The following is a 1639-nucleotide window of genomic DNA, read 5'->3' as shown; positions in this document are numbered from 1 at the left end:
GGTCCGGTTGCGGGGCGTGAGCCGCATGGATGCGGCGACCGAGCTTACATGGACGTACTTGCAGCGCCCCCGCAACCGGATCCACCCCGCCAACCCACAGGAACCCAGCTTTTGACGTTGACGCTGCTCTGGCTTCCGGCGGGTGCAGGGCTGCAAGCCCTGCGAAAAGAGAACCACCCTACGCCAGCGTCGGTTGTGCAATCTTCCCCCGCGCACTACGATCCTGCGGTTCGCGCGCGCAGGCGCGCGCCCGTATTCCTGCTGAGCGCCCCGCGCGCCGCATCTGCCAACCCGAGGTATCCATGGTCATCAAACCGCGCGTCCGCGGCTTCATCTGCGTCACCACCCACCCGACCGGCTGCGAGGCCGCGGTCAAGCAGCAGATCGACTACATCCGCGCCCGCCCGCCGATCCAGAACGGCCCCAAGCGCGTGCTGGTCATTGGTGCCTCCACCGGCTACGGCCTGGCGGCGCGCATCACCGCTGCGTTCGGTAGCGGCGCGGCGACCCTGGGCATCTTCTTCGAGCGTCCGGGCAGCGAGTCCAAGCCCGGCACCGCCGGCTGGTACAACTCGGCCGCGTTCCACAAGTACGCCGACGAAGCCGGCCTGTACGCCAGGAGCATCAACGGCGACGCCTTCTCCGATGAGGTGAAGGCCAAGGCCATCGAGATGATCAAGGCCGATCTTGGCCAGGTCGACCAGGTGGTCTACAGCCTGGCTGCACCGCGCCGCAAGCACCCGAAGACCGGTGAAATCATCAGCTCCACGCTGAAGCCGATCGGTGAGCCGATCACCCTGCGTGGCCTGGATACCGACAAGGAAGTGCTGACCGAGACCCACCTGCAGCCGGCTACCGCCGAAGAGATCGCCGGCACCGTCGCGGTCATGGGTGGTGAAGACTGGCAGATGTGGATCGATGCGCTGGCCGATGCCGGTGTGCTGGCCAACGGCTGCACCACCACCGCCTTCACCTACGTGGGCGAAGAGATCACCCAGGCCATCTACTGGAACGGCTCGATCGGTGCCGCCAAAAAGGACCTGGACACCAAGGTGCTGGGCCTGCGCGAGAAGCTGGCAAAGATCGGTGGCGATGCGCGCGTGTCGGTGCTGAAGGCCGTGGTCACCCAGGCCAGCTCGGCCATTCCGACCATGCCGCTGTACCTGTCGCTGCTGTTCAAGGTGATGAAGGAAAAGGGCACCCATGAAGGCTGCATCGAGCAGCTGGACGTGCTGTACGACATCCTCTACGGCGGCAAGTCCGATGGCGTGGCGATCGATCGCCTGCGCCACGACCTGGTCGATGCCGATGGCCACACCGTTGCGCTGGTCGATGAGGAAGGCCGCCTGCGTGCCGACTACAAGGAAATGGCCGCGGACGTGCAGGGCAAGGTGGTTGCGCTGTGGCCGCAGGTGACCAACGAGAACCTGTACGAGATCAGCGACCTGGCCGGCTACAAGGCCGACTTCCTGCGCCTGTTCGGTTTCGGCGTGGACGGCGTCGACTACGAAGCCGACGTCAATCCGGACGTGAAGATCGAGAATCTGGTCGACATGACCTGATCAATGAAAAGGCCGGCGAACGCCGGCCTTTTCGTTGGGTAGTGGGGGCGCGCGGCCGCCCCCCCCCCCCCGGTAGC

The 1639-nt window shown here is 65.6% G+C and carries 1 protein-coding gene; it reads left to right on the top strand.

Annotated features, from left to right (window positions below; translation table 11 throughout):
• Positions 1–302 precede the first annotated feature (302 nt).
• The gene (gene fabV / locus O0J73_RS22305) at positions 303–1562 is read left to right on the top strand and encodes an enoyl-ACP reductase FabV (RefSeq protein WP_197564584.1); all 1260 of its coding nucleotides are present in this window, start codon (positions 303–305) and stop codon (positions 1560–1562) included.
• Positions 1563–1639 lie beyond the last annotated feature (77 nt).

It is taken from the genome of Stenotrophomonas sp. Sm6012 (assembly GCF_030985895.1).
GTDB classification, from domain to species: Bacteria; Pseudomonadota; Gammaproteobacteria; order Xanthomonadales; family Xanthomonadaceae; genus Stenotrophomonas; species Stenotrophomonas forensis.
Note: the sequence above shows the minus strand (reverse complement) of the source record. Positions and strands in the feature narration are given on the sequence as shown.